This window comes from Kitasatospora sp. NPDC029367, from assembly GCF_055569135.1.
The window spans coordinates 140,171-164,764 of sequence record NZ_JBVHYH010000005.1; the positions used below are offsets into that span (position 1 = coordinate 140,171).

At 74.4% G+C, this 24,594-nt stretch carries 31 protein-coding genes and 1 pseudogene; 21 read left to right on the plus strand and 11 right to left on the minus strand.

Annotated elements, in window-relative coordinates:
* Positions 1–10: 10 nt before the first annotated feature.
* The gene (locus ACZ4W5_RS05360) at positions 11–454 is read left to right on the plus strand and encodes a hypothetical protein (RefSeq protein ID WP_402489548.1); all 444 of its coding nucleotides are present in this window, start codon (positions 11–13) and stop codon (positions 452–454) included.
* A 93-nt stretch (positions 455–547) separates the two neighbouring features.
* Here ACZ4W5_RS05360 and ACZ4W5_RS05365 read toward each other — a convergent pair whose 3' ends face one another.
* Positions 548–988 (minus strand): VOC family protein, encoded by a 441-nt coding sequence (locus ACZ4W5_RS05365; protein ID WP_465653007.1) that lies wholly within the window; start codon positions 986–988, stop codon positions 548–550.
* Here ACZ4W5_RS05365 and ACZ4W5_RS05370 point away from each other — a divergent pair.
* Entirely contained in the window at positions 987–1,169 is a 183-nt protein-coding gene (locus tag ACZ4W5_RS05370; RefSeq protein WP_360231722.1) for a hypothetical protein, read from the plus strand. The genes ACZ4W5_RS05365 and ACZ4W5_RS05370 overlap by 2 nt on opposite strands.
* A gap of 4 nt (positions 1,170–1,173) precedes the next feature.
* Here ACZ4W5_RS05370 and ACZ4W5_RS05375 read toward each other — a convergent pair whose 3' ends face one another.
* The 5 genes from ACZ4W5_RS05375 to ACZ4W5_RS05395 form a co-directional block, all read right to left on the minus strand.
* Positions 1,174–1,782, minus strand: a complete 609-nt coding sequence (locus tag ACZ4W5_RS05375; RefSeq protein WP_360231724.1) for a response regulator transcription factor — start codon at positions 1,780–1,782, stop codon at positions 1,174–1,176.
* The gene (locus tag ACZ4W5_RS05380) at positions 1,779–2,990 is read right to left on the minus strand and encodes a sensor histidine kinase (RefSeq protein ID WP_465653010.1); all 1,212 of its coding nucleotides are present in this window, start codon (positions 2,988–2,990) and stop codon (positions 1,779–1,781) included. The genes ACZ4W5_RS05375 and ACZ4W5_RS05380 overlap by 4 nt, the downstream gene beginning before the upstream one ends.
* Before the next feature lie 27 nt (positions 2,991–3,017).
* The gene (locus ACZ4W5_RS05385) at positions 3,018–3,431 is read right to left on the minus strand and encodes a hypothetical protein (RefSeq protein ID WP_360231730.1); all 414 of its coding nucleotides are present in this window, start codon (positions 3,429–3,431) and stop codon (positions 3,018–3,020) included.
* A gap of 99 nt (positions 3,432–3,530) precedes the next feature.
* Complete coding sequence (locus tag ACZ4W5_RS05390) at positions 3,531–4,157, minus strand: GNAT family N-acetyltransferase (RefSeq protein ID WP_465653013.1); 627 nt, start codon at positions 4,155–4,157, stop codon at positions 3,531–3,533.
* Between the two features lie 28 nt (positions 4,158–4,185).
* Complete coding sequence (locus ACZ4W5_RS05395; RefSeq protein WP_465653015.1) at positions 4,186–5,121, minus strand: class I SAM-dependent methyltransferase; 936 nt, start codon at positions 5,119–5,121, stop codon at positions 4,186–4,188.
* Between the two features lie 526 nt (positions 5,122–5,647).
* Here ACZ4W5_RS05395 and ACZ4W5_RS05400 point away from each other — a divergent pair.
* The 7 genes from ACZ4W5_RS05400 to ACZ4W5_RS05430 all read left to right on the plus strand — a co-directional run bounded on the left by ACZ4W5_RS05400 (position 5,648) and on the right by ACZ4W5_RS05430 (position 10,954).
* A complete protein-coding gene (locus ACZ4W5_RS05400; protein WP_465653016.1) occupies positions 5,648–7,333 on the plus strand; it encodes a sensor histidine kinase in 1,686 nt (561 codons plus the stop codon).
* 17 nt (positions 7,334–7,350) lie between these two features.
* On the plus strand, positions 7,351–7,737 hold the full coding sequence (locus tag ACZ4W5_RS05405) for a roadblock/LC7 domain-containing protein (RefSeq protein ID WP_360231742.1): 387 nt from the start codon (positions 7,351–7,353) through the stop codon (positions 7,735–7,737).
* Positions 7,734–7,856 carry a hypothetical protein gene (locus ACZ4W5_RS05410; RefSeq protein ID WP_465653018.1) on the plus strand — a complete coding sequence of 41 codons (123 nt, stop codon included), beginning with the start codon at positions 7,734–7,736 and terminating at the stop codon, positions 7,854–7,856. Before ACZ4W5_RS05405 ends, ACZ4W5_RS05410 begins: the two co-directional genes overlap by 4 nt.
* A 22-nt stretch (positions 7,857–7,878) precedes the next feature.
* Positions 7,879–8,238, plus strand: a complete 360-nt coding sequence (locus ACZ4W5_RS05415; protein WP_350510307.1) for a DUF742 domain-containing protein — start codon at positions 7,879–7,881, stop codon at positions 8,236–8,238.
* Positions 8,219–8,836 (plus strand): GTP-binding protein, encoded by a 618-nt coding sequence (locus tag ACZ4W5_RS05420; RefSeq protein WP_360231745.1) that lies wholly within the window; start codon positions 8,219–8,221, stop codon positions 8,834–8,836. Before ACZ4W5_RS05415 ends, ACZ4W5_RS05420 begins: the two co-directional genes overlap by 20 nt.
* Positions 8,837–8,919: 83 nt before the next feature.
* On the plus strand, positions 8,920–10,455 hold the full coding sequence (locus tag ACZ4W5_RS05425) for a cytochrome P450 (protein WP_465653021.1): 1,536 nt from the start codon (positions 8,920–8,922) through the stop codon (positions 10,453–10,455).
* A 172-nt stretch (positions 10,456–10,627) separates the two neighbouring features.
* A complete protein-coding gene (locus ACZ4W5_RS05430) occupies positions 10,628–10,954 on the plus strand; it encodes a hypothetical protein (protein ID WP_465653022.1) in 327 nt (108 codons plus the stop codon).
* Positions 10,955–11,036: 82 nt separating this feature from the next.
* On the opposite strand, the gene ACZ4W5_RS05435 is transcribed toward ACZ4W5_RS05430, so the two are convergent.
* Complete coding sequence (locus ACZ4W5_RS05435; RefSeq protein WP_465653024.1) at positions 11,037–12,677, minus strand: purple acid phosphatase family protein; 1,641 nt, start codon at positions 12,675–12,677, stop codon at positions 11,037–11,039.
* Between the two features lie 398 nt (positions 12,678–13,075).
* Here ACZ4W5_RS05435 and ACZ4W5_RS05440 point away from each other — a divergent pair, with 398 nt between their 5' ends.
* From ACZ4W5_RS05440 to ACZ4W5_RS05455, 4 genes are all read left to right on the plus strand, one after another.
* Positions 13,076–13,261 (plus strand): hypothetical protein, encoded by a 186-nt coding sequence (locus tag ACZ4W5_RS05440; protein WP_465653026.1) that lies wholly within the window; start codon positions 13,076–13,078, stop codon positions 13,259–13,261.
* Positions 13,252–13,689, plus strand: a complete 438-nt coding sequence (locus ACZ4W5_RS05445; RefSeq protein WP_465653028.1) for a hypothetical protein — start codon at positions 13,252–13,254, stop codon at positions 13,687–13,689. Before ACZ4W5_RS05440 ends, ACZ4W5_RS05445 begins: the two co-directional genes overlap by 10 nt.
* A 168-nt stretch (positions 13,690–13,857) precedes the next feature.
* A complete protein-coding gene (locus ACZ4W5_RS05450; RefSeq protein WP_465653030.1) occupies positions 13,858–14,478 on the plus strand; it encodes a lipase family protein in 621 nt (206 codons plus the stop codon).
* A 243-nt stretch (positions 14,479–14,721) separates the two neighbouring features.
* Complete coding sequence (locus ACZ4W5_RS05455; protein WP_465653032.1) at positions 14,722–15,774, plus strand: YihY/virulence factor BrkB family protein; 1,053 nt, start codon at positions 14,722–14,724, stop codon at positions 15,772–15,774.
* A gap of 39 nt (positions 15,775–15,813) precedes the next feature.
* On the opposite strand, the gene ACZ4W5_RS05460 is transcribed toward ACZ4W5_RS05455, so the two are convergent.
* A complete protein-coding gene (locus tag ACZ4W5_RS05460; RefSeq protein ID WP_465653034.1) occupies positions 15,814–16,773 on the minus strand; it encodes a SigB/SigF/SigG family RNA polymerase sigma factor in 960 nt (319 codons plus the stop codon).
* A 409-nt stretch (positions 16,774–17,182) separates the two neighbouring features.
* Between ACZ4W5_RS05460 and ACZ4W5_RS05465 the strand changes: the two genes are divergently transcribed.
* From ACZ4W5_RS05465 to ACZ4W5_RS05475, 3 genes are all read left to right on the plus strand, one after another.
* Positions 17,183–18,184 (plus strand): PHP domain-containing protein, encoded by a 1,002-nt coding sequence (locus ACZ4W5_RS05465; RefSeq protein ID WP_465653036.1) that lies wholly within the window; start codon positions 17,183–17,185, stop codon positions 18,182–18,184.
* Between the two features lie 240 nt (positions 18,185–18,424).
* Positions 18,425–18,598, plus strand: a complete 174-nt coding sequence (locus ACZ4W5_RS05470) for a CsbD family protein (RefSeq protein ID WP_360231778.1) — start codon at positions 18,425–18,427, stop codon at positions 18,596–18,598.
* 114 nt (positions 18,599–18,712) lie between these two features.
* Positions 18,713–18,901 (plus strand): hypothetical protein, encoded by a 189-nt coding sequence (locus ACZ4W5_RS05475; protein WP_465653038.1) that lies wholly within the window; start codon positions 18,713–18,715, stop codon positions 18,899–18,901.
* Between the two features lie 184 nt (positions 18,902–19,085).
* On the opposite strand, the pseudogene ACZ4W5_RS05480 reads toward ACZ4W5_RS05475, so the two are convergent.
* Both ACZ4W5_RS05480 and ACZ4W5_RS05485 read right to left on the minus strand, forming a co-directional pair.
* Positions 19,086–19,645, minus strand: a pseudogene (locus ACZ4W5_RS05480) (type 1 glutamine amidotransferase domain-containing protein).
* Between the two features lie 74 nt (positions 19,646–19,719).
* Positions 19,720–19,944, minus strand: coding sequence for a DUF6480 family protein (locus ACZ4W5_RS05485; protein WP_360231787.1), 225 nt, complete (start codon positions 19,942–19,944; stop codon positions 19,720–19,722).
* Positions 19,945–20,132: 188 nt separating this feature from the next.
* On the opposite strand from ACZ4W5_RS05485, the gene ACZ4W5_RS05490 reads away from it, so the two are divergent.
* Together ACZ4W5_RS05490 and ACZ4W5_RS05495 are read left to right on the plus strand one after the other, a co-directional pair.
* Complete coding sequence (locus ACZ4W5_RS05490) at positions 20,133–20,786, plus strand: HemK2/MTQ2 family protein methyltransferase (protein WP_360231790.1); 654 nt, start codon at positions 20,133–20,135, stop codon at positions 20,784–20,786.
* Positions 20,787–20,811: 25 nt separating this feature from the next.
* Positions 20,812–21,024 (plus strand): CDGSH iron-sulfur domain-containing protein, encoded by a 213-nt coding sequence (locus ACZ4W5_RS05495; RefSeq protein WP_465653053.1) that lies wholly within the window; start codon positions 20,812–20,814, stop codon positions 21,022–21,024.
* Here ACZ4W5_RS05495 and ACZ4W5_RS05500 read toward each other — a convergent pair.
* Entirely contained in the window at positions 20,974–22,014 is a 1,041-nt protein-coding gene (locus ACZ4W5_RS05500; RefSeq protein ID WP_465653041.1) for an iron-containing redox enzyme family protein, read from the minus strand. The two genes, ACZ4W5_RS05495 and ACZ4W5_RS05500, sit on opposite strands and share 51 nt — an antisense overlap.
* A gap of 145 nt (positions 22,015–22,159) precedes the next feature.
* On the opposite strand from ACZ4W5_RS05500, the gene ddaH reads away from it, so the two are divergent.
* The 3 genes from ddaH to ACZ4W5_RS05515 all read left to right on the plus strand — a co-directional run.
* Positions 22,160–22,987, plus strand: coding sequence for a dimethylargininase (ddaH, locus tag ACZ4W5_RS05505; RefSeq protein ID WP_465653043.1), 828 nt, complete (start codon positions 22,160–22,162; stop codon positions 22,985–22,987).
* A 20-nt stretch (positions 22,988–23,007) separates the two neighbouring features.
* A complete protein-coding gene (locus ACZ4W5_RS05510) occupies positions 23,008–23,646 on the plus strand; it encodes an endonuclease (RefSeq protein WP_465653045.1) in 639 nt (212 codons plus the stop codon).
* 131 nt (positions 23,647–23,777) lie between these two features.
* Positions 23,778–24,594 (plus strand): NADH-quinone oxidoreductase subunit D-related protein (locus ACZ4W5_RS05515; RefSeq protein WP_465653047.1); only part of this gene is annotated, 817 nt, incomplete at its 3' end.

The following is a 24,594-nucleotide window of genomic DNA, read 5'->3' on the forward strand; positions in this document are numbered from 1 at the left end:
CGGTGACGCCGTGACCAGCACCCTCCGCCAGCTGACCACCCGCCTGGGACGGGCGGCCGCCGCCGTCGCCGTGCTCGCCGCCGCCTTCACCGGCACCGCGGCGACCGGCACCGCCTCCGCCACCGGCGGCTGGAGCTGCTCCGGCGCGCCCGTGCCCAGCGGCTACGTCATCACCATGTACAACCCCAGCGGCTGCAACAACCACGGCGCGTGGTTCCAGCAGCCCGCCCAGAACCGCCTGTGGACCTGCTCGGGCTCGCCGATCGTCTCCGGGTACGTGCTGACCAACTACAACCCGCAGGGCTGCAACGGCGTCGGCGCCTGGTTCCACGAGCAGGTCCGCAACGGCATCTGGACCTGCCCGTACTCGCCGATCCCGGCCGGCTACCGCAGCACCACCTACGACGCCCGCGGCTGCAACGGCCTCGGCGCCTGGCTCACCATCAAGGCCTGACCGACCGCCGCCCCCTGCGGGCCGGGCCGACCACCGGCCCGGCCCGCCGCACTCCCCCGTCGGGCCGGCAGTCCGGCGGCGGCACGCCCCGGCTCAGCCCGTGGCCGGGCCGACCGCCACGCAGAACTCGTTGCCCTCCGGGTCGGCCATCACCACGTGGTGCCCGTCGGCCTCCGCCAGCACCCGGCCGCCCGCCGCCACCAGCCGTGCGGCCTCCGCGGTGATCCGGGCCCAGCGCTCGGCCGGACTGCCGTGGCCCGGCACCCGGATGTCGATGTGCAGCCGGTTCTTCGCCCGCTTCGGCTCGGGCACCCGGAGGATGGACAGCCGGGGGCCCACTCCCTGCGGGTCGCAGAGCCAGGCGCCGTCGTCCGCCGAGTCGTCCTCCGGCAGGTCGAACTGTGCGAGCCACTCCGCGCGCGTCCGGAACGGGGGCGGCGGCGGCTCGTCCACGTACCCCAGGGCCGTCCGCCAGAACGCGGCGAGGAGCTGCGCGTCCGCGCAGTCGAGGGTCAGATCGATCCGGGCTGCCATGACCAGGACCGTACCGCGCCGCTCCGACATCCGCGTCCGGACCCACCTGCCAGGCCTGGCCATCGTCCACGAGCCGGTCGCCGCCGACCACGGTTCGGTGTTCGCCACCGCGGCCCCCTCCGCCGCCGCCGAGGTCGGCTTCCGGCTGCTGCCGCCGCCCGCGCCGGAGCCTGCCGGGTGAACGGCTACAGCCAGCCGCGTTCGTCGGCGGTGCGCAGGGCCTCGGTGCGGTTGCGGGTGCCGGTCTTGGCGATGGCCGAGGAGAAGTAGTTCCGGACGGTGCCCTCGGAGAGGTAGAGCTTCCCGGCGATCTCGGCGACTCCGGCGCCGGAGCGGGTGGCGTTCAGGACGTCGCGTTCGCGGGCGGTGAGCGGGGAGGTGCCGGCCGCGAGGGTGGCGGCGGCGAGTTCCGGGTCGACCACCCGCTCGCCCACCGCGACCCGGCGGACGGCGTCGGCCAGCACCTCCGCCGGGGCGTCCTTGACCACGAAGCCGAGCGCGCCCGCCTCCATCGCCCGGCGCAGGTAGCCGGCCCGGCCGAAGGTGGTGAGGATGACCACCCGGCAGTCGGGCACCTCCTGGGCGAGCACGGCGGCCGCCGCCAGGCCGTCCAGTCCGGGCATCTCGATGTCCAGCAGGGCGACGTCCGGCCGGTGCTCGCGGGCGGCCTCGACGACCTGGTCGCCGCGTCCGACGGCGGCGACCACCTCGAAGTCGTCCTCCAGGTCCAGCAGGGCGCGCAGCGCGGTGCGGACCAGCTCCTGGTCCTCGGCGAGCAGCAGGCGGATCGTCATGTCGTCCCTTCGGAGCGGGAGTCGGGCGGCCGGACGGTGACCAGCAGGCGCCACCCGCGCGGGTCGAGCGGGCCGGCCTCGACCGTACCGCCCGCCGCCGCGACGCGTTCGCGCAGCCCGGTCAGTCCCTTGCCGCTGCCGACCAGCCCGGCGCCGGGGCCGCCCGCCCCGCCCCGGCCGTCGTCGCGGATCTCCACCGAGGTGGCGGTCAGCAGCACCGAGCAGCGGGCGGCCCGGGCATGCCGGACGACGTTGGTGAGGCCCTCCCTCAGCACCCAGCCGAAGAGTTCGCGCTGGTCCGGTCCGACCGCGTCGGCCGCCGAGGGCAGGTCGGCCACCACCCCGGCGGCGCGCAGCAGTTCGCGGCCGCGGGCGAGTTCGCCCGCCACGGTGACCTCGCGGTAGCCGGAGACGGCGGCCCGGACGGCGGCCAGGGCCTGACGGGAGAGCGTCTCGACGGCGGTCATCTCCGCCACCGCCTGGTCCACGTCCTTGACCGCCAGCCGTTGGGCCAGGCGGGACTTGACGGTGATCGCGGTGAGCGAGTGGCCGAGCAGGTCGTGCAGGTCGCGGGCGATCCGGTTGCGTTCCGCCTCGGAGGCGAGCCGGGCGACCTCGGCCCGGGCGGCCACCAGCGCCTGGTTGGTGGCGGCGATCTCGGTGAAGGCCGCGCAGGTCATCGAGGTGAACAGCAGGGCGAGCGCCTGGAATCCGCCGGGCCCGGTGTGCCAGGCGGGCACCGCCCAGGGCAGCAGCAGGGCGGCGAGGGTGCCGGCGGCCACCGCGGGGACGGTGTGCTTGTGCCACAGCACGGCGACCGCGGAGACGAGCACGGTGGCCAGGAAGAAGGCGTCCGCGTGGGCGGACGGCAGCGCGGCCAGGAACAGCGCGGTCATCGCGGCCATCAGCACCCTGATCCGCCGCGTCCGCCGCGCCCCGGGGGCGCGCCCGGTGGTGAGCGCGAGGAGGACGTAGCAGAGGCTGAACGCGACCACGACGGCATACCCGGTGACCGCCGCCGGCCCGCTGACGTTGCGGCTGACGGCCATGGCGGTCAGCGCCGGGAAGACCAGCATCCCGGTGGCCAGCAGTATCCGCCGCAGGCCGCCCGCCCAGCGGTGGGCGGGGGCCGGCGTGCCCTCCCGGTCGAGGTCGGTCGCCCCGCCCGTCGCCCCGTCGGTCCTTGCGTCGGCCACTGCGTCGGTCACCCGGTCGGTCACCCTTGCGCCCCTTCCTCAGGGCCGGGCGAACAGCGTGCGCAGCTGCCGTCCGTTGAGCGTCACGGCCACCCCGGCGAGGGCGAGGCCGCACAGGCCCTGTTCGATCTTCATCCAGACCGGGAAGACGCCCGGCACCGCGATGATCGCAGCAATCGCGACCAGCATGACGCCGGAGATGATCCGCAGCCGCCGGAAGGCGCCGCGGGAGCCGCGGGCCGCCCGGACGGTGAGCAGCAGGGTGACGGCGGCGCCGATCAGGACGATGGTGCCGCGCACCCACACGGCCGGGGTGATCAGGTCGGTGTGGGAGCGCAGCGCGAAGGCGGCCAGCATGGTGAGCGCGCTGAGGCCGAGGTAGACGAGCACGAAGTGCCGTACGGTGCGGAAGGCCCGACGGGTGTCGGGGTGGTGCGGGTCGGTGGAGGTCATGGCTTCATCGTGGCCGCCGGCCCGGGGTGGTCGGCAGTGTGCTGCCACACCCGCGGACCGTGACATTTGTCAGCCCCGTGCCTGTCAGCCCCGTGCCTGTCAGCCGCTCGCCGCCGGGCGCGGTCGGCTGCCGTCCGGCGCCTCTCCGAGCGGCCGGTCACCGTCCGGCGCCGCCCCGAGCGGCCTGATCATGTGCAGCTTGGCGACCGGCCGTCCGTCCACCAGTACGGCGGCGGGCTCCCGGCCCCACACCCGGAAGCCGCAGGCGGTGTAGAGCCGCAGCGCCGGTTCGTTGCCCTCCGAGACGGTGAGCAGCACCTGCCGCAGCAGCCCGTCCTCGGCGGCCACCGCGAGCACCCCGTCGACCAGGGCCCGGCCGATGCCGCGCCCGCCGGCCGGCCGGGCCACCGCCATGCCGTACAGGGTGGCCTTGTGGCGCTCCTGGCCGCGCCGTCCGACCCGCAGTCCGGCGGTGCCGAGCAGGGTGCCGTCCGGGTCGAAGGCGCCGAGCAGGGCGCCCGGGCCCCGCTCGGCGTCGGCGAGGCGGGCGAGGGTGGCGGCGATCGGCCGGTCCCGCTCCTCGGCGTGGGAGGAGGTGAAGGCGGTGGGCGTCTCGCGCAGGGCGGTGAGCCGGAAGGTCCGGTACGGTTCGGCGTCCGCGACGCCGAGGCGGCGGACGGTGACGGGCGGGTGCGCGGCCACGGTTCCGGCCAGAGTTCCGGCCACGGGTTCGGCCGTGCTCCCGGCTCCGGGCTCAGCCGAGGCGGACACGGGTGCACCTGGTCAGGTACGGCACGGCGAGCTCTTCCCGCCCGGCCAGTTCGGGGTGGGTGGCGAGCAGCTGCTCGACCTCGGCCAGCAGCCGGGCGCGGTCGGCCTCGGGCAGGGCGATGACGTAGCTGCGGGAGGCGACCATGTCGAGCACTCCGGCCGGGGTGGTGGGGTGCTCCCAGCGGATCTCCAGCCGCTCGGGGGTGCCGAAGGGGGCCGGCAGGTCCGGTGCGGTGTCGAGTCGCTGACGGTCCGCGCCGTGCATCAGGGCGCCGAGTTCGGCGGCCCACGGCTCGGTCTCGTCCCGGACGTTCCAGATCAGGGCGAGGGTCCCGCCGGGGACGAGCACCCGGGCGATCTCCGGGAGGGCCGCGGCCCGGTCGAACCAGTGCCAGGCCTGGGCGACCACGACCGCGTCCACGCTGGCGTCGGGCAGCGGGATGCGTTCGGCCGAGCCGGCCCGTACGGCGGCCTTCGGCACGGCGGCGGCGAGCCGGTCGCGCATCTGCGGGTCGGGTTCGACCGCGACCACGTCCAGCCCGGCCTCGACCAGCATCCGGGTCAACTTGCCGGTGCCGGCGCCCAGGTCGAGCACCCGCCGGGCCTCGCGGGGCACCGCGGAGCCGATCAGGGCCTGCGGGTAGCCGGGCCGGCCGTGCTGGTAGGCGGTGGCCGCGAGGCCGAAGGAGCGGGCGCGCAGCCGGCCGGCCCAGCGGCGGGTGGCGCCCTGGCGGGTCATCCCGCAGGCCCGGCCGATCTCCTCCCAGGTCGCCTGTCGGCCGCGCCGGAGCTCCTCGACCAGGTCCGTGCGCCGTTCCTCCAGTGCCTCGATCGTCTCCGAGAGCCGGTGCAGGCCGTCCAGCCCGCCACCTGCGGCCACCTGGGCCGCCACCCGCTGTCCGGGGTCGTCGTCGTCCATGGCCCCGCACTGTAGGGGCGGGTTGCCGAGGGCGTCAACAGTCATTGCTGCCTCAAGCAACAGTTGTTGCGCCACGCCGGTCCATCCCCCGGAGGAGTGATCGCCGGGCACCGCGAGCCCGACTTAGCACGAACTCACTGCTGATCGTGGCGACTTGGGCCGGAAACCCTTCACATGGGCGAATCCCGGCCGGGTTGCCGGTGCGCGGGCGGCCGGGCGAGAAGCCTGGTGACCGGCGGCGGTCGACCGGGCTGCGACAGGTGTACGAGTTGTCGGTCATGTCCGGGCAAGTTGCCACAAGTCGGTTGACGGACAGTATTTTTGAGTTTCGGTCAGGATTGTCCTGAACTTGGCTATGCTGCAGCACCACGCCTCCGGAGCCGGTCGTCGCCCGACCCCGTTCGTACCCCACTGTGTTCCGACTTCTGTTCCGATCGTTTGAGGATGCCGAATGCTTCGAGCTGGTACGTCACCCACCAGACGGCGCCCCGCGCCCCTGCTCGGCTGGATACTGCCCACCGCCGTGATGGCTGCGGCGGTCGCGGTCGCCGCGGTGGTGGTGTCGGCCGGAGCCCGGGCCCAGGTGCTGTGGTGCGGGGCGACGGCCACCGTGCTGGTGGCCGTGGTGGCCGCCGAGTCCGCCCGCCGCGGGCGGGCCCTCGCCGAACTGCGGGACGAACACACCCGGCGCGTCGAGGAGTTGCACCGCAAGCTGGCCGGGCAGGAGGACGAGATCGAGCGGATGGCCGCCGGCGAACTGCGCCGTCTCGTCGGCGGCGCCCGGTACGGCTCCTCCATCGACGTGCTGCTCCAGCCCTTCCAGCAGCCGAACCCGCTGCTGTCGCGGAAGTTCCGCGCCTCGCTGGAGCGGGTGGTGCGCGGCATCGCCCAGGCCGTCGACGACGAGGTCAGCCGGCGCGACTCCGCCGAGCGCGCCTTCGTCAACCTGGCCCGCCGGGTCCAGGCGATCATCCACCGCCAGGCCAAGGACCTGCGGGAGATGGAGGACCGGCACGGCAACGACCCGGCGGTCTTCGACGACCTGCTGCGCCTCGACCACGGCAACGCCCTGGTCGGCCGCCTCGCCGACTCCATCGCCGTGCTCTCCGGCGCCCGGCCCGGCCGCCAGTGGACCCGCCCGATCGCCCTCTACAGCGTGCTGCGCGGCGGGATGTCCCGGATCCTCGAGTACCAGCGGGTCGACCTCCACCCGGTCACTCAGATCTCGGTCACCGGACCGGCCGTCGAACCCCTGATCCACGCCGTGGCCGAGCTGCTCGACAACGCCACCCGCTACTCCCCGCCGCACACCCACGTCCACCTGAGCGCCTCCGAGGTGCAGAGCGGGATAGCGATCGAGGTCGAGGACGGCGGCCTCGGACTCACCGACGAGGCCCGCGCGCGGGCCGAGCGCTCGATGCGCGAGGCCATGGTGTCCAAGGACTTCGACGACCTCACCGAGTCCCCCCGGCTGGGCTTCGCCATCCTCGGCCGGCTCTGCCAGGCGTACGGCTTCCAGGTGTCGCTGCGCCGCTCCGCGTACGGCGGCGTGCGCGCGGTGCTGGTGGTGCCGCAGGAACTGCTCACCACCGCTCCCCCGACCGGGCGGGCGCACGGCATCGGCGCCTTCTCCGGGCCGCGGCCGCTCCCGGCCAACCCGCCCCGGCATGCGGCCGCCGCCCGGCCCTGGGGCGCCCGGACGGCATCGGCCGGTGCCGGATCGCCGGGTGCCGGATCGCCCGGTGCCCGTTCCGCCGGTGCCCGATCCGCCGGCGGGCCGGGGCACCAGGCCCTGGGCACCGCCACCGAACCGGCGCGGTCGGCCGGCATCGGGCCGTCCTTCGGCGCCACCACCCCCTGGGGGCCGCCCCCCACCGCACCCGGCGACGACGAGGTGGTCGTCACCGAGCGCACCGCCAACGGCCTGCCCCAGCGCCGCCGCAGCCGCCCCACCGGCCGGGCCGCCTTCACCACGCCCCAGCGCGGCACCGCCCAGCCCAACGGCCCCACCGCCGGGCCCGCCGCCGGACCGGCCGCCCCGGCGCCCCGCCCCAAGAAGCAGCCCGGCCTGTGGCTGGAGGCCTTCATGGAGGGCTACAAGGGCACCGGCGGCAGCAAGGACGCCACCCCGGGCGACCCCCCGGGCACCACCCCGCAGCACAGCGCCGGACAGACCGGTACCGAAGAGACGGCAGCGAAAGGCGAGCAGTGATTCCGCACCGCAGCAACATGGACTGGATCCTCAACGACCTCGCACACAGCGTCCCGTACGTGCGCCACGTCATCGTGCTCTCCGCCGACGGCCTGCGGATCGCCCAGTACGGCGCCGACCCGGACACCGCCGACCGGCTGGCCGCCGCCTGCGCCGGACTGCAGAGCCTGGCCGCCGCCGTCGGGCACGAGTTCCCGCACGGCAACGGCGCGATGAAGCTGGTCGTCATCGAGGTGGACGGCGGCTACTTCTACCTGATGTCGGCCGGCGACCGCGCCTACCTCGCGGTGCTCGCCGACGAGGGCGTGGACGCCGGGCTGGTCAGCCACCAGATGCGCGACCTGGTCGACCGGATCGGCGAGCACCTCTCCACCCCGCCGCGCAACCCGGAGGTGGTCGCGTGACCCGCCGCACCGCGGCCTCGGCCCCGGCCCCGGCCCGCACCGCGGCCCCCGCCCCGGCCCGCGCCGCGACCCCGGCGGCGGCCCCGACCAGCACCCCCGGCGCCCGGGCGGGCACATGAACGAGCACAGTGAGGCAGTGACATGACCGCCGACCAGGGCGGCTGGGACGGACCCGAGCCCGATCGCCTGTACGTGATCACCCGCGGCCGCAGCGGCCCCTCCGGGCCGGGCGTCTTCGACCTGGTCACCCTGATCGTCTCCCTCGCGGAGCCCACCCCCGCCATGCAGCCCGAGCACGCGGCGATCCTGCGGCTGTGCCGCTCGCCGCTCTCGGTGGCGGAGGTCTCCGCCTACCTCGAACTGCCCACGAGCGTGGTCACCGTCCTGCTGGCGGACCTCCTCGACGACGGGCGGATCGAGGCCCGTTCCGCCGTGCCCGCGGCGGAACTCCCCGACCGTGCCCTGTTGGAGGCGGTGATCCATGGACTTCAGCGGCTCTGACACGGTCGTCGGCCCGGCGAGCTCGGACCTGCTCCCCGACACCGTCACCACGGCGGTCAAGGTGGTAATCGTCGGCGGTTTCGGCGTCGGCAAGACCACCCTGGTCGGCGCGGTCAGCGAGATCCGCCCGCTGACCACCGAGGAGACCATGACCCAGGCCGGGGTCGGCGTGGACGACCCGACCGGGGTCGAACGCAAGACCTCCACCACGGTGGCCATGGACTTCGGCCGGATCAGCATCAGCGACAAGCTGGTGCTGTACGTCTTCGGCACCCCCGGTCAGGAGCGGTTCTGGTTCCTCTGGAACGGCCTGTTCGAGGGCGCGCTGGGCGCCGTCGTCCTGGTGGACACCCGCCGGCTGGAGGTCAGCTTCGAGGTGATCGGCCGGCTGGAGGACCGCGGCGTGCCCTTCGTGGTGGCCGTCAACGGCTTCCCGGAGGCGCCCAGTTACCCCCTCGACGAGCTGCGCCAGGCGCTCGACCTCCCGGCCGATGTGCCGATCGTCGCCTGCGACGCGCGCAGCCGGCAGTCCAGCCGGGACACCCTGATGACGCTGATGCACTACCTGTACGAGCTGGCCGCACCGCCCGCGGGCTGAGGCCCGCCGACGCCCCCGGGGCACTCTCCCGTGGCGCCCACCCCCGTCGTACCGCTTCCGAACCTCGTGACCCGGAGACCCTGTTGACCACCCCGTTCCCCGACGACGCCGCCGCCCCCGCCCCGCCCCCCGGCTGCCCCGCCCACGGGCGCGCCGTCGAGCCGACCGGCCCCGGCGGGCTGCGCCGGCTGTACGGCCCCGAGGCCGAGGCCGACCCGGCGGGCCTGTACGAGAAGCTGCGCGCCGAGCACGGCGACGTCGCCCCGGTGCTGCTGCACGGCGACCAGCGGGCCTGGCTGATCCTCGGCCACGCCGCCAACATCACCGCGATGCGCACCCCCTCGCTGTTCTCCCGCGACTCCCGGCTGTGGAGCGCCTTCCGCAACAACGAGGTGCCGCCCGACTCCCCGCTGCTGCCGGTGGTCGCCTGGCAGCCGATCTGCGTCTTCGCCGACGGCGAGGAGCACCGCCGGCTGCGCAACGCCGTGCTGGACGGTCTGAACGGCTTCGACCGGCGCGGCATCCGCCGCCACGTCCGCCGCTTCACCACCGACCTGGTCCAGGTGGTCGGGCCGACCGGCCGGGCCGAGCTGATCACCCAGTTCGCCGAGCACCTGCCGATGCTGGTGATGACCAAGCTGATCGGCATGCCGGACGAGTACGGCCCCCAACTCGTCAACGCCGCCCGGGACTTGATGAAGGGCACCGAGACGGCCATCGCCAGCAACGAGTACGTGGTGGCGAGCCTGCGCCGCACCATCGCGATCAAGCACGAGTCCCCCGGCGACGACCTGACCAGCCGCCTGCTCGCCCACCCGGCCGGGCTGACCGACGACGAGGTGATGGAGCATCTGCGGGTGGTGCTGCTCGCCGCCAACGAGACCACCGTCAACCTGATCGCCGACTCGTTGAAGATGGTGCTCACCGACCCGCGCTTCCGCGCCCACCTGTCCGGCGGCCAGATGACCCTGGGCGAGGCCCTCGACCAGGTGCTCTGGGACTCCCCGCCGATGTCCCTGGTCGCCGGGCGCTGGGCCACCGCCGACACCGAACTGGGCGGCCAGCAGATCCAGGCCGGCGACATGCTGCTGCTCGGCCTCGCCGCGGGCAACGTCGACCCGACCGTCCGGCCCGACCTCACCACCCCGCTCTACGGCAACCGCTCCCACCTGTCCTTCGGGGCCGGACCGCACGAGTGCCCCGGGCAGGACATCGGCCGGCACGTCGCCGAGGCCGGGATCGACATCCTGCTCACCCTCCTGCCGGACCTCCGACTGGCCGTCCCCGAGGAGGAGTTGGCCTGGAGCGCGGCCTGGATCTCGCGCCACCTGACGGCGCTGCCGGTGGAGTTCACGCCGCAGGAGATCGAGCCCGACCCGGAGTCGGTCGCGGAGGCCGAGCGGGCGGCGGAGCGGGCGGCGGTGGAGGCACAGAAGCTCGCCGAGCGCGCGCTGGCGGCCACCCAGCGGGCGGCCGCCCAGGCCGCGGCACCGGCGGTCGGAACGGCGACCGGAACGGCGGCGGCCTCGGCATCGGCATCGGCTGAGACCACGACCGCGACCGTTCCCGCGCAGCGGCGCAGCTGGTGGGATGTGCTCACCGGCCTGTTCCGGCGCTGATCCCCAGGGTGACCGACCCCGGCGCCGGGCCCCACCTGCGAGGACGCGGGGCCCGGCGCCGGTCGTGAGAACCGGCGGCTGTCGAGCGCCCTCCGCCGCCTCGTCCGGCGCCGACTCGTCCGGATGCCCCGGTGCGCGTGCAACGCACCGGTTCTGCGACGACGTTGATGGGATGGACACCGTCATCGTGCTCGAACCCGACATCCCTACCAATGTCCGGCTCCTCGGCCCCGGCCACCAGCCGGCCGACCCGGAGAACCCGGTGCGCCTCGCGCACGCCACCCCCGCCGAGCCCTCCGGCATCTGCGGCCCGCTCACCCTGTGCGGCCTGGACACCGCCGGCATGACGCTCGCCCCCCGCCGCTCCACCGAGGGCGCTCGGCCACAGCCGCACTGGAACACCTGCCGGAACTGCCGCGCCGTCGAGGAGGGCGCGGCGCCCCGTACCCGCACCGCGGCCGCACCGCACGGCCCCGCGGGCGACGCCCTGCCCGGGTAGCCGGCCGCGATCCCGGCGACCGTTCACCCGAATGCGCGACTCCGGCACCGGCCCGCAGCCGCCCCGCCCCCGGTCCTCCGCCTCAGCCGTGCCCGTCGGTGCGGCGGCGGTGCAGGGTGAAGGTGTCCACCGGGGTGAGGTCGCCGTGCGGGCCGTCGAAGGTGTAGTAGGTGACCCGCATCGTGGTGGTGCCGCCGCGGCGGTCGCCGGGGTCGACCTCGAAGGCGGCGAAGCCGTGGGTGTGGGTGCGGTCCTGGTAGGCGGCCCAGGGGGCGTCCTCGGTGAGCCAGATCGACTCCCGGTAGGGCGCGCCCGGCGCGGGCTTGTCCTCCAGGCCGATCACCACCCGCCCCTGGGGGCGCTCGAACAGGTCGTCCTGGGTGGTGGCGGCGTTGCCCCCGGCGCCGATGACCATGTGGACGGTGCCCCGGCCGGTGTCGGCCAGCCGGGGGTCGGTGCCGGTGGGCACCGGGGTGCGGGTGTCGTTCGGCAGGGTGCCGCGGACGGGGTGGGAGCGCTCGTAGTAGTGCTCGTGGCCGCTGACCACCAGGTCGACCCCGTAGGCGTCGAACAGCGGGCCCCAGGCCTCGCGGATACCGAGGTCGCTGCCGGAGCCGTGCTTGGAGCTGGAGATCATCGGGTGGTGCATGCAGACCACGATCCAGTCGATCCCCCGGTCACTCCGGGCCGTGCGCAACTCCCGCTCCAGCCAGCGCTGCTGGGCGCCGCCGGAGTAGCCGCGCAGGTAGGTCTCGCCGGAGTTCTGGATGGCGACGTCGTCGTTGGCGAGGCTGAGGAAGCGCACCGAGCCGACGGTGAAGGCGTACCACATGCCCCGGGTCTCCTCGTCGCGGTCGGCGGCGGAGGCGGGGAGGGTGAAGTAGGCCTGGTAGCCGGCGGCGCCGATCGGGCCGTTGCCGCGCTCGTTCTCGTGGTTCCCGGCGCAGGGCATCCAGGGGCGCAGCCGGGTCGAGCGGCTGTTGTTGATGAACCAGTCGGCCCAGATGGCGGTACGGCTCTGGCCGTGCCGGCCGCCGTAGGAGGCGTAGCAGAGGTCTCCGTTGACCAGGTTGAACAGCGGGCCGACGCGTTCGACGGCGGCGACGATGTCGGCGGCGTGCGGGCTGCCGATCTGGCTGCTGGTGTACACCGGGAACTTGCCGAGCGGTGAGGGCATGCCGTCCGGGAAGTCCACCTTGCGGCGCAGGTTGGGGGTGGCCTGGTCGCCGAAGCTGGTGAAGGTGAAGGGGGTGCGGCCGCGCGGGGCGGTGGTGAACGTGCCGGTCTCGGGGTTCGCGCCGTCGTGCCCGGCGCTGTACAGGTACGTGGTGGCCGGGCGCAGTCCGGTGAGCCGGGCGTGGTGGACGTACACCTCGTCCTTGCCGAGGGAGTCCCGGTAGGTGCGGGTCTCGGCCTCGACCACCGCCCCGGTGCCGCCCTCGGGCGTGCCGAGCCGGACCAGGGGGCGCCGGACGGACTGCGGGGTGAGCCAGGAGACGGTCATCTCGGTGGCCGGGTCGGTGCCGAACTGCAGGTGCAGGCCGCTCACCGCGGGCGCGCCGACCCGGTGCGGCCGGGCCTGGAGCAGCGGGCTCGCGGGCGGGGCCGACGGGCTGTCCGCGCCGTCGTCCGCCGCGGCCTCCCCGGCGGCGGCGCCCCCGACGACCAGGGCGGCCCCGGCCGCCGACGTGCCCTTGAGGATGGACCTGCGTGCGATCGTCATGACGCTCCGTCTGCCGAGTGGGGTTCGGGATCCGCAGCACTGTAGCGACATGAACATGCAATGGCGATCGCTTTTCCGACGAACGGTCAGGTCCGGCCACGGGCCCGGCCGCGGGTCGCACCCGGTCGGCCCCGTCCCGGTCGGACCCGCCGGGCGGGCCCGGCCGCCCGCTCAACCCACGACCGCGCCACCCCGCCGCCCCCGGCCCGCCTGGGCGCCACGTGTCTCCCCCGCTGCCCCGTGGATCGCGCTGACCTCTCGGGCGACGTCTTCTCGATCATGGCCACAATCTACGGGCCTGGGCCGCGACTTCCGGCCGTTCCCCCCAACTCCGCTGTGATCCGCGCCCGTTCCGGCCCATGGTGCACGGCCGCGCCCCGGGCCGGTAGGTTGTCACGATGACCGATCCCCTCCCGCCCGACGGCCTCGTGCTGGGCACGGACGAACCGGCCGACCGCTGGCCCGACGCATGGCGGCCGGAGCAGGCCGCGCCGTCCCCGGGCGGCGGCCTCGGCAGGGTGACCGGGCCCGGCACCGGTCTCGACAAGCTCGACGAGCGGGAGAACGGCAGGACATGGAACTGACCAGGGGCGAGCGGCGCTCGGTCGCGGCGGTGGGGCTGATCTGCGTCGGGGTGGCGGCCTGTTACGTGTGGGGCGGCGACGGGAGCGGATCCGACTACCCGCTCCCGTACAAGCGCCGGCCCGCCTCGCTCCTCCTGCGGATCGATCTGGCGGACCCGGACGCGAGTAACACCACCGTGGCGGCCGACGACCGCACCATAACCCTGGACGCCTCCTGGAGCGGCTGCGACTACAAGCCGGACCTGGTGGCGAAGGAATCCGCCGACCAGGTCACCCTGCTGCTGAACCGCCGCGACGCCTCCGGGCCGGACATCGGCTGCGAGGACGGCGGCATCGCCCGGCTCACCGCCGTCCTCCACCGCCCACTCGGGGCACGCGCGTTGACCGACGCCGTCACCGGGAAGCCCGTCCCGCACACCCACAGCTGAGGGCCCTCCCCGGGCGCGACGGCCTCAGTACTCGCCCGGCGACCACGGCCGTTGGCCGGCTTCACCCGGACGGCGGTCACTTCGGGCTGCGGCCCGACGGTAGACAAGAGCGGCATCAGCGGCGCCGCAAGCGGTGACGCCGTCACCCTTCACCTTTCAGGAGGACCCATGGCACCGGCTCTGGAATGGGAGCTGCCCGGCGGCACGGCACGGGCCTTCCCCGCGGACGGCGGCAACATCCTCAGGCCGTTCGTCCTGGCCGCCGACGGCACGGGCCCCACCGACCTCGCCGCCGTCGAGGCCGGCCTCGGCGGCACCTCGTACTCGTTCCTCGACGGGCTGCGCGCTCGTGGCCACGACCTCGTCCTGGTCGGCTACGACAAGGACGTGACCGAGCTCAGCCGCCAGGCGCGGGTACTGGAGCTCGCCGTCCTGCGGGCCATCGCCGAGCGTCGCGGCTTCGTGCCGCTGGTGGTGGGCGGCATCGGGCGGGGTGCCCTGACGGCCCGCTACGCCCTGGCCAAGATGGAGCGCGACAGGCTGGACCACCAGACCCGGGTCTACTTCTCCTACAACGGCACCGCGCCGATCCCGGAGCGGGAGAGCCCCGGGCTGGAACAGCTGGGCAACTGGCCCCTCAGGCCCCGGCTGTTGAAGCTCGTCAGCGGCGACTTCAAGAACACCCTGAGCGACGACGACTTCGACGACCACTACTCCGGTTCCCCGAACACGGGCACGTCCCTGATCACCAAGGACCTCGGCTCCTGGCTCATCGATCGCACCCAGTAGCCCGCCACCGGCCGCCGCCGCGCCGGCGGCACCGCGCGCGGCACCGCGCGCGCGGCGGCGGCCGTCGGCTCGGGATCCAGGAAGAACGCGTTCACCGGGCCGAGGTGCCGCACCGGCGACCGGCCCCGCGCCGAGCCCCGACTTCGCGCCCCCGTGGCGTAGGGACGACCCGAGCGGGCAGACGCACCCGCGCGGGCCCGGTCCGTGGCGGGTCCGCGTACCGGCGGCGCGGAGGAGGACGGCATGAACCCGGTCGAACGCGGGCTGCGCTCGCTGGACGGCTTCCAGCAGCGCCACCGGCCCACCGCCGTGGTCTTCGGCGTGGTCAAGAAGTACGGCGACGACCGCGGCGGCCTGCTCGCCGCGCTGATCAGCTACTACGGCTTCCTCGCCCTGATCCCGCTGCTGCTCCTGCTGAGCACCGTGCTGGGCTTCGTGCTGCACGGCAACCCCGGGGCGCAGAGGTCCGTCCTCGACTCCGCCCTCGCCGACTTCCCGATCATCGGCGACCAGCTCCGCCAGAACGTCCACTCGCTCCGGGGCAGCGGCCTCGCCCTGGCCGTCGGCATGCTGTTCCTGCTCTACGGCGCCCTCGGCATCGCCCAGGTGCTGCAGCACGCGATGGCCGAGATCTGGAACGTCCCCGGCGTGCGCCGCCCCGGCTACTGGCCCCGGCTGGCCCGCGGACTGCTGCTCCTGGTGGTGCTCGGCAGCGGCCTGGTGCTCGGCACGGCGGCCGCCTCGGTCGTCGCCTCCTCGCTCGGCGGGCCCGCGGCCCGGGTGGGCGGGCTGCTCGTCTCCGCGCTCCTGAACGCCGCCCTGTGCCTGGCCTGCTTCCGGGTGCTCACCCCGCGCGGGATCCCGACCCGCGCGCTCTGGCCGGGCTGCGCGGTGGCGGGCCCGCTGTTCACCGTCCTCCAGGCCTTCGGCTCGCTTCTCGTCGTGCACGAGCTGCGCCACGCCGGCCAGGTGTACGGCTTCTTCGCCACCGTGATCGGCCTGCTCTCCTGGCTCTACCTGGCCGCGCAGATCACCGTGTACGCCGCCGAGGGCAATGTGGTCCTCGCCCGCCGGCTGTGGCCGCGCAGCCTGCTCCAGCCGCCGCTCACCGACGCCGACGAACGGGTGCTCGACGCGATCGCCCGCCAGGAGGAGCGCCGCCCCGAACAGCGGGTCGACGTCGCCTTCACGGACCACGAGCCACCGCCGGACAACGACCCACCGGGCCCCGAGCCCCCGGAGCCCGACCCCGGCGCTTCGCCGAAGGGCCCCACCCGTGACACCCCGGGAAGGTGAACCGCCGACCACGCCCGGCCCCACCGCCCCCGGCGTCGTTCAGCGAGCTCGCTGCTCGGCCCCGCAGGCGACCGGACCGTCCGGGGGCTGGTCCGACCAGCCGGGCGCGTCGTCGTTCTCCAGGCGTTCGCGCAGCCCCCTCAGGGTGGTGCTGAGCAGCCGGGAGACGTGCATCTGGGAGACGCCGATCCGGGCCGCGATCTCGGACTGGGTCAGGCCGTCCCAGAAGCGCAGCTTGAGCACGGTCTGCTCGCGCTCGGGCAGGTGGGCCAGCAGGGGGCGCACGGCGGTGCGGAAGTCGGCCAGTTCGATGCCGGGGTCGCAGTCGCCGAGACGGTCGAGCATCGCGCTGCCGCTCTCGTCGGCGTCCTGGTCGCGCAGCGCGTCGAGGGAGTCGGGGCGGTAGACCCGGCCGGCCACCAGTCCTTCGGTGGCCTGCTCCACGGTGAGGTGGAGGCCCTCCGCGATCTCCTCGGGGCTCGGGAGGCGGCCGAGTTCCTGTTCCAGCCGGTCCGAGCCGCGGGCGACGGTCAGGTAGAGCTCCTGCATGCTGCGCGGCACGCGGACGGGCCAGGAGGTGTCCCGGAAGAACCGCTTGATCTCGCCGGTGATGGTGGGGACGGCGTAGGTGATGAACTCGACGCCGCGCTGCGGGTCGTAGCCGTCGACGGCCTTGATCAGGCCGATCGTGCCGACCTGGAGGATGTCCTCCATGTCCTCCGCGCGGTGGCGGAAGCGCGCCGCGATGAAGCGCACCAGCGGCATGTTCAGCTCGATGATGGTGCCGCGGACGTAGCTGTAGGCGCTGCTCTCGCGGGCCAGCGCGGCCAGCCGCTCGAACAGCGCGTCGCTCAGTTCGCGCGCCTCGGCCTTGCCCATCGCCCGCAGCTCGGCCTCGGTGTACCGGGGCGGCAGGTCGGACGGGCGGTGTACGGGATCGGACGGGCGGTGTACGGGATTCGACAGCGGGCGGGAAACAGGCTTCGAAAGGGTGAACACTGCTGCTCCTGGGCATCGGGGTGAACGCCCCGCTCCGCGAACGGCGGCCGCTCGCGTGCTGAGGACTTCTTCCCCCAGGACCTGTGCCCTGCTTCTTCAAGCGACGGTCCCGGTGGCACTCGGGGGTGCCGGTGGCACTCACAGGTGCCGGCGCGGCCGTCGGACCAGCCGAGGACCGCTGCAACAGGTGTTCTACCCAGATATACGACACTGAATTCACGTTTAGTTTGACTTGTGCAGATTCATCCAGATATCCACCCTTGCACCGACCCGAGGTTTCGGCCCCCTTCACCCGGCAAGACGCCCGCCATGACGCCAACCAGCGTGCCCACCCGACCCCGCACCGTGGTCATCACGGGCGCCTGCGCCGGGTCCCCGCCGGTGCGGTGACCGAACGGGACGGATCGTCATGGACCCCGCGGAGGCACTGCGACGGATCGCGTTCCTGCTGGAGTGGAGCGGCGCCTCCCCCTACCGGGTCCGCGCCTTCCACACCGCGGCCGGCGCCCTGACGGGCCTGCCCCCGGGCCCCGTGGACCCGGCCCGCGCCCGGCAGCTGCCCGGGATCGGCCCGGTGACCGCCCAGGTGATCGCGGAGGCCTCCGACGGCCGTACGCCCGGCTACCTGCGCCGCCTGGAGGAGGCCGCCGGACCGGCCGCCCGCTCCGGCTGGCAGCTGGCGTCGGCGGCGCAGGGCGACTGCCACCTGCACTCGGACTGGTCCGACGGCGGCCACCCGATCGAGGAGATGGCGGCCGCCGCCCGGGCTCTCGGACACCGGTGGGCGGTGCTCACCGACCACTCCCCGCGCCTCACGATCGCCCACGGGCTCAGCCCGGAACGCCTGCGGCACCAGCTCGACGCCGTCGCCGCGTACAACGGCCGGAACGGCGCCTTCCGCCTCCTGAGCGGAATCGAGTGCGACATCCTGGACGACGGCGCGCTCGACCAGGAGCCCGGCCTGCTCGACCGCCTGGACGTGGTGGTCGCCTCGGTGCACTCCAAGCTCCGCTCCGACCCGGAAACGATGACCGGCCGGATGCTCGCGGCCGTCCGCAACCCCCGGACCAACGTGCTCGGACACTGCACGGGCCGGATCGTCACCGGGCGCGGCCGGCCGCAGTCGCGCTTCGACGCCGAGGCCGTGTTCGCCGCCTGTGCCGAGAACGGCACGGCGGTGGAGATCAACTGCCGCCCCGAGCGCCGTGATCCGCCCGACGACCTGCTGCGACTGGCCGCCGACGCGGGCTGCCTGTTCGCCGTCGACACCGACGCCCACGCACCGGACCAACTCCACTGGCACACCACCGGCTACGCCCGCGCCGCACGCGTCGGCCTCACCCGGGACCGGCTCGTCACCACGTGGTCCGGCGAGCGCCTCCTCGCCTGGGCCGGGTCCGCCCACGCCTGAGCGGACTCCGGCCCGGGCACCCGGTTCCCCACCAGGAGGAGCTCGCGCTGGAACAGGCCCTCCGGCGGCTCCCGCACCGCCCCCGACCAGCGGCCCGCCGCCGGCCTCCCCGCGGACGCCGAACCGCCGGACGCCGAACCGCCGGACGACGAGTCGGCGGACGGCGCGCATGGAACCGCGCTGCCCGGGCAGGCGCCGCAAGGGGCGGAGCTCGCCCCACCGGCGAAAGGAGCGTACGGCATGGGTACCTCGGACAAGATCCGCAACATGGCCGAGAAGGCCCGCGGCAAGGCGAAGGAGGCCGTCGGCCGGACGACGGGCGACCGCCCGATGGAGGCCGAGGGCCGCGTCGACCAGGTGAAGGGCGACCTCAAGCAGGCCGCCGAGAAGCTCAAGGACGCGGGCAAGCACTGAGACGCCGCCCGGAAGACCGTGACGTGGCACGTACGCCGAGACGTCCGTGTGATGAAGGTGCTGTTCGGCCCTGACATCGCGTCGGGGCGGAGGACGTTCGAGGAGGTGAGCAGGATGAGCGACGGGAAGGACCGCGCGCCGACAGAACCGGCGTCCCCGATCGAGACTCCCGAGTCGCGGATGACCGGCGAGGGCGGACCGCCGCCCGAACACGAGGAGGAGAAGGGCCCGCAGGACGGCCCGGAGTACGAAGTCACCGAGCCCGCGGACGAACACCAGCCCGCTCCACCGGAGCGCGGCTGACGACACCGGCGGCCGGCGCGGGAGCGGCGGCCCGGGCTGTAAAGGTAGCCCGGGCGATGATCACATGATCCGCTCCCGCGCTGCAGTTCGCGGAGCCCGGCTTCGACGCCACCGGTCGGGCCGAGGTGGCGGTCCCCGACTCGGCGGGCCGGGCAACGGGCTCACGAGCAAGCTCAGTGGGACCTCACGATGTGGCCCCCAGCTTGAGCGCGGCGTCGATCCCGCGCAGGAACTGGTCGAGGTCGTCGGGTTTGCGCGAGGTCATGAGGCGCCAGCCGCCGGTGTCGTCCGTCACGAGCGCGGCGTCCGTCCAGGTCGCACCGGCGTTGGCGAGGTCGGTGCGCAGCGACGGGTAGGAGGTGAGCTCCTTGCCGTGCGCCACCCCGGCCTCGGCGAGCAGCCAGGGACCGTGGCAGATCGCGGCGACGGGGCGGCCGGACGTGGTGAAGGCGAGCAGGATGTCGAGGGCTTCCCGGTGGGTCCGGAGGTGTCGGCGTTGAGCGTGCCGCCGGGGATGAGGAGCAGGTCGTAGCCGGTGGCGTCCACCTCCTCGAGGGTGTGGGTCGGGCTCACCGTCTCGCCGGGCTCCTTGTCGCCGACGAGGGTGCGGATGTCGTCCCGGGTGGGGGCGGCGATGTCGACGTGCACACCGTCCTCGCGCAAGTGCTTGACGGGGACGAGGAGTTCGTCCTGCTCGACCCCGTAGTTGGTGACGATCGCCAGGGCCTTGGTGTCGCGGTTCACGGTTACCTCCTGCGGGTCGTGGTCGGGTGCGGCGCCGCCGGGCCGCGGGATACGGCCGGCACGCCCGGATCCGGTCAGGCCAGTACGAAGATCATGGCGACGAGCATGACCGCGACGGCCAGCGCCAACGCCACGATCACGACCGCGGGCCAGATGCCCCAGGCCCTGCGGAGTTCCACGGGTTCGGGATGGGAGATGCCGGACGTGCCCCCCTCGGCCGGCGGGGTGTCCCCACCGGGCAGGGTGCCGTGCTCGTTGAGCGCCGGGGTGTGGGCCGGGTCCGGGTCGGGTGTGGTCATGATGCGTCCAGGGTGGTGTGGGCTCCGATGCCGGGCGGCTTCCCGGGGCCCGTGGTCCGAAACCTCGCACGGAACCGGGCGGACCGGTTTCGCCGCCCCGAAACCGGCAAGCCGTCGGTCATGGGCGTTCCCACTACACCGCCGGCCGACCGCGCCGCGCCGCCTCCCCCGAGAGGAGACCGGACGCCGTGCTGCTGATCAGACCGCCGGGTGTCTACCGGCCTCAGGGCGACACCGAACTGCTGGTCTCCTGCGTGCACCGCGAGCGCCTCGGCCGGGCCAGCCGGGTGCTCGACCTCTGCACCGGTACGGGGGCGGTCGCACTGGCGGCCGCGGACGACGGCGCCCGGGTGACGGCGGTGGACCTCTCCCGCCGGGCCGTGGCCACGGCCTGGCTCAACGCGCGGCTGCACCGCAGCCGGGTCCGGCTGCGCCGGGGCGATCTGCTGGCCCCGGTGGCGGAGCGCCGTTTCGACCTGATCACCGCCAATCCGCCCTACGTCCCGGCCGTGGCCCCCGCGGGCGGCCGACCCGGGCCCGGGCTCGCGTGGGACGCGGGGCCGGACGGACGGCTCGTCCTGGACCGGATCTGCCGGGAGGCACCCCGGCGGCTGGCCCCCGGGGGCGTGCTGCTCCTGGTGCAGTCCTCCCTCGCGGACGTCCCCGCCACGCTGGCGGCCCTCGGCGCGTCCGGGCTGCGGACGGCGGTGGCGGCCCGGCGCCGGCAGGCCTTCGGTCCGGTGATGACGGCGCGGGCCGCACTGTTCGAGCGGCTCGGGCTGATCGCTCCGGGCGAGCGCCACGAGGTCCTGGTGGTGGTGCGCGGTGTCCGGGAACGCTGACCGGCCCACGACCCGGGTGGTCGTGGTGCCCGGCGGTCCGCTGCTGGTCGAGGGACCGGTGGAGGTGGTCCTGCCGAACGGGGAGGTCCGGCGCTCCGAGCGACCGGTCGTGGCGCTCTGCGCGTGCCACCGCAGCCGGTGCTACCCGTTCTGCGACACCAGCCACCGTCGCCCCCGCAGGGGCGGCTCAAGCCGCGGTGACTCCCGCGGGGAGCGCGGGAAGGGCGGGGAGGGCTGAGCGCAGGGACGTGCGTCCGGCCCGCCAGCAGCCGAGCAGGTGGTCCGCGAACCGGCCCTCGACGACCTGCGCGGCAGCCAGACCGAAGGCGATGTCCGGTGCCAACTCCGGCTCGTCTGCGATCAGTTGCTCCACGACCCCACGCCGGACCAGCTGCTCGTGGACGGCGTCGGCCTCCACGTGCTCCCGGTAGAACAGGGTGCCGTCCGGCCCGCCGCCCAGTCGCTCCAGCGCGGCCGCCAGCCGTGCGGACCCCGGCGAGGAGGTGATCTCCAGGGCGGCGAACTGCCCGACGGCCGCTCCGCGCAGCGCCCGGTGCAGGCCGAAGAGCGTCATCAGGTTGACCACCGCCAGGGCGGGGGCCGGGACGAGGTCCAGGTAGCGGGCGTAGTCCGGTTCGAGGCCGAAGGCCGCCATCATCCGGGCGTACAGCCCCGCGTGGGCACGTTCGGGGCGCCCTGCGCCGTACTCGTCGTAGACGATCGCCATCAGGACGGCCTGCGCCGGGCCGTGGATCCTTGGGAGCATCCACAGCTGCGGATCGGCCTCCTTGAGGTGGTAGACCGAGCGGTGCACCAGGTACTCGCGGACGTGCCGGAGGCCGCCCTCGTCGCGCAGGAAGTGGGACGGGCCGATGTCGTCCGGGGACTCCGTCAGCAGCTGGTCGAGGGCGTCCGAGACCGATCGGACGGGCTCCGTCTCGGCGCGCACCGCAGCGAGCAACGAGCGCTCCAGATCCCTTCGCAGGGTCAGCAGTTCGGGCTCCCACTCCCAGCCGGGAAGGACCCCGGGCAGCCCCCGGTCATGGAGTTCGTAGCACAGGTACAGCGCGAACTGGTGGTCCTCGCCCCAGGGGTCGGCGAACGGGCCCGGCGGCGCCAGCAACCGCCCCGCCCCCGGCGGCCCCGCGGTCACCAGCCCCAGCACCGCGGCCGACAACGGCCCGCGCGCGCCCCACCGCCCGTCCACCGCCCACTCCGCTCCGCCCATCGGCTCCCGCCTCCTCGCACACCCTTGCCCCCGCCCACCCGCCGGTGCGGCTACCCCACCCCGCCGAGGACTAACGCCCGGGCCGCGGCCCCGCTCCCGGTCCGCCACCAGGTTTCCCGCCCGCCGGTCCGGGCACGCGCGGCGCATGGACAAGTCCGGTTCCCCTCGGACGGCCCGGCGCCGCCGCTACCTGCTCTGCCCTCCGGTGCACTTCGCCGTGGAGTACGCCATCAACCCGTGGATGGACCCGGCCCGGCCGGTCGACCCGGGTACCGCGTTGCGGCAGTGGAACCGGCTGCGCACCGTCCTGCTCACCCTCGGGCACCGCGTCGAACTCCTCGCTCCGCTGCCGGGGCTGCCGGACATGGTCTTCACCGCGAACGGCGCCACGGTCGTCGACGGCCGCGTCCTGGTCGCCCGCTTCCGGCACCACCAGCGCGCGGCGGAAGCGGACGCGCACCGGCGCTGGTTCGTGGCCGCTGGCTACCGGCCGGTGCACACGGCGGGGCCGATCAACGAGGGCGAGGGCGACTTCCTGCTCGCCGGGCCGCGGATCCTGGCCGCGACGGGCTTCCGCACGAGTCGGGCGGCGCACCGCGAGGCCCGTCGGCTGCTGGACCGGCCCGTGGTCACACTGACCCTGGTCGACCCGCGGTTCTACCACCTCGACACCGCGCTCACCGTCCTGGACGACGACCGGATCATGTACTACCCGCCCGCGTTCGCCCCCGCCAGCAGACGCCTGCTGCACACGCTCTACCCGCACGCGATCCTCGCCTCGGCGCAGGACGCGGCGACGTTCGGGCTCAACGCGGTCAGCGACGGCCGCCACGTCGTCCTGCCCGCGGGCGCGCACGGGCTGGCGGGCCGCCTCCACGCCGAGGGGTACGTGCCCGTACCGGTCCGGATGCCCGAACTCCTCAAGGGCGGCGGCGGGCCGAAGTGCTGCGTACTCGAACTGCGCCCTGCCTGACTCATGGAAAGGACCGTCCGATGGACACCGCCGACGTGACCGCCGCGCTGCTGCGCGACCACGGGCGGACGTACGCCGACGAAGCCGGCATCACCCTTCGCGACAAGCCCGCCCCGCTGTACCAGCTGCTGGTCCTCACCGTCCTCTGCTCGATCCGGATCAAGGCGGAGATCGCCACCGCCGCGGCCCGCGAGCTGTTCGCCGCGGGGCTCCGGACGCCGCGCGCGATGGCGGACTCCAGCTGGCAGGACCGGGTGGACGCGCTCGGCCGGGCGCACTACGTCCGGTACGACGAGAGCACCGCCACCGCCCTCGGGGACGGCGCCGCCCTGCTGCTCGACCGCTACGCGGGCGACCTGCGGAAGCTGCACGCGCGGGCCGACGGCGACCTGGGGAGGCTGCGCGAGCTGCTCCAGGAGGTGCCGAGGATCGGACCGGTGGGCGCCGACATCTTCTGCCGCGAGGCCCAGGCCGTCTGGCCGGACCTGCGCCCGTTCTTCGACGAGCGCGCGTGCGCGACCGCCGCCGAACTCGGCCTGCCGCACACCCCGGACGGCCTCGCGAAACTCGTACCGGCGGCGGACTCGGCGCGGCTGGCGGCCGCCCTGGTGCGCGTGCGCCTGTCCAAGCGCGTGGCCGACACACGCCGAGCCGCCTGAACCCGGGCCGGCCGGCGCCGGGCGACCCAGCGGTGGCCCCGCGGCGACCCAGCGGTGGCCCCCGCCGGGGCCGCGGAGGCACGATCGAAGGACGGGCGCGACCGGCGGCCCGGGCGGAGGTCGGACGACTGATGAGCGGCACCGAGCACGAGCCGGCAGAAACACGGGACACGACCGAGGGCCGGGTCTACACCGTCACCGGCGGTGACTGGGACGAGGTCGCCGATGCCGTGCAGGCGCGCAAACGGGCGGACGACGAGCGGATCATCGTCAACATGGGCCCCCAGCACCCGTCCACCCACGGCGTGCTGCGGCTGATCCTGGAGATCGACGGCGAGACGGTGCGGGAGGCCCGCTGCGGCATCGGCTACCTCCACACCGGCATCGAGAAGAACATGGAGTTCCGCAACTGGGTCCAGGGCACCACCTTCGTGACCCGGATGGACTACCTGACCCCGCTGTTCAACGAGACCGCCTACTGCCTGGCGGTCGAGAAGCTGCTCGGCATCACCGACGACGTCCCGGACCGGGCCGGCGTCATCCGGGTGATGATGATGGAGCTCAACCGGGTCTCCTCGCACCTGGTGGCGCTGGCCGCCGGCGGGATGGAGATCGGCTCCACCACGCTGATGGTCTACGGCTTCCGGGACCGCGAGGTCGTCCTGGACGTCTTCGAGCTGGTGACGGGCCTGCGCATGAACCACGGCTACGTCCGGCCGGGCGGCCTGGCCCAGGACCTGCCCCCGGGCGCGGTGGACCAGATCCACGAGGCCGTGAAGCTGCTGCGCGCACGGCTGCCGGAGTACGACAAGCTGGCGACCCGCAACCCGGCCTTCAAGGCCCGGCTGGTCGGCGTCGGCTTCCTGGACCTGGCCGGCTGCCTGGCCCTGGGCGCCACCGGCCCGATCCTGCGCGCCACCGGCCTGCCGCACGACCTGCGCAAGACCG